Source organism: Pseudomonadota bacterium, assembly GCA_022361155.1.
Lineage (GTDB): Bacteria > Myxococcota_A > Polyangia > Polyangiales > JAKSBK01 > JAKSBK01.
In genome coordinates this window covers 1-1,781 of sequence record JAKSBK010000175.1, presented here as the reverse complement: position 1 = coordinate 1,781, position 1,781 = coordinate 1, and the positions used below count along the sequence as shown (strand labels likewise).

Annotated in this window: 1 protein-coding gene; it reads right to left on the bottom strand. The window is 63.9% G+C overall.

Annotated elements, in window-relative coordinates; all coding sequences use genetic code 11:
* Window positions 1-432: 432 nt before the first annotated feature.
* Entirely contained in the window at window positions 433-1,461 is a 1,029-nt protein-coding gene (locus MJD61_06280; GenBank protein MCG8554882.1) for an IS110 family transposase, read from the bottom strand.
* Window positions 1,462-1,781: the final 320 nt, after the last annotated feature.

The window sequence follows — 1,781 nt, the reverse complement described above, 5'->3', positions numbered from 1 at the left end:
GCCGAGACCGGCGAGTCCAAGCAACTGATCGTCCGCATCGTTGAGATGCTCACCAAGCTCTGCCGATAGTCACGGTCACGAGTGGGATCCGGCTACGGCCACGACTACGACCACGACTACGACCACGACCACGACTACGACCACGACCACGACTATGAAGTGGCCCCCCAGTCAAGGTGCACGGATACATTAAAGCGAGACAAATCGCGCTTTTGGCAATCCATCGAGCAAGAGTGGTTCCTACGGACTGTCTCAATCGACTATGCGCGGTCGTTGCCGCAAGAGAGGGTCCGTGGGCGGGCCGTATTCGATCACAGGGGGTCAGCTCCGCGAAGCGGGGCGCCCGGCGTGGTCGTTCGCGGTCACCGCCTTTGGACAGCCGAAGGAGAAACTCTGGCTCGCGAAATCGGTGTGCTGCGGACTTGGTGCGCGCTAGGAGGCTTGACGCTTGGCCTGATGCTGTGGGTCGTAGGGCTTGAGGTCGCGCCAGATGGCAAACAGCGTGCCCGCTAGCTTGCGGGCCAGTGCGATGACCGCGATTTTCTTGCCGCGCCGCTCGGCGATGGCCGTGGTCCATTGCCCCATTGGGTCGTTTGGCCGCAGGCGCATGTGGCACCACGCCGCTTGTACGAGCGTGCGGCGTACGGGAGCGGGCCCGGCCTTGGTGAGTCCCGTGCGCCGTTTGCTCTGCCCCGAGCTGTTTTCGCCCGGTGTCAGTCCTAGGTAGGCCGTCACGGCCGAAGCGTTCTGGAAGCGAGTGGGATCGTCCAAGGCTGCCACAAAGCGGGTAGCCGTCACTGGACCCACCCCCGGAACGCTCATCAGCAGCGAGCAAATCGGGTCGTTGCTGGCAAGCTCGGAAACCTGCTTGTCCATTTCGGAGATTTGCTGATTCAGGGTCTCGAGCGTGACCAACAGCCGCTCGATATACTCCGGCAAGCCTGACGGGCTCGCTTGCAGCGCCTGGCGGACCTTTCGCGGCATCGTTTCGGGTGTGCAGCGCACCGGCTCCAGCACCAGCGTACGGATGAACCCACGTACACAGTTGACCAAGCTGGTACGAGCGCTCACCAACGCCTCGCGAGCCGTGTTCAACGAGCGCCAGTCGCTGGCTCGGCTCGACGGAACGTGCACCGAGGGCAGCTGATCCAACCGACAGGCAGCCAGACTCAAGGCCCGAGCGTCCCGCAGATCGTTCTTGACGCCCCGATGTCCCACTCCAAAAGCGCTCGACAGGGTGGAAGGAATCACCGACAAGCGGTGCCCTGCCTGCTCGGCCCAGCGCGCCACCGTGAACGCCTCCGCGCTGGTTTCCAGCACCACGTGGGACGGCTCTTGCTGGCACAATACGGCCTCCAGATCCTGGGTCCGGTAGCTCCCCTCGTGCACAATCGCGCCCCCCTCGGCACGAACGCAAACCTGGCTCTTGCGGCTTCCCAGATCGATCGCTAGATGATTCATGGCGGGTCTCCTTTGCGGCTCTGACCGCGGTTATTTCTGAGGCACGATTCTTCGCGACCTCGTGGGGATCCGCCACTTCATCCTTTCTACCACGACCACGACTACGGCTACGACTACGACCACGACTGCGACCGGCGCGCGTTGCCCCCGGACGGCAGCGCGGTAGGCTTGTCGCGGGTAACCGTTCAGGCCCCTGGAAGGTAAGCCTCCCGTGGAGTGGAAGTCCCGATGCCGCGCCGTAGACGCACCAGTCGACATGCGCGGGTGTGGAACCCGCAGGGCCGGCGGCACTACCGGCGCAGCTATTCGCTGGCGGAGCT

Coding starts and splice junctions, on each gene's coding strand:
- MJD61_06280 (MCG8554882.1), bottom strand. CDS start 1,461: ATGAATCATCTAGCGATCGATCTGGGAAGCCGCAAGAGCCAGGTTTGC.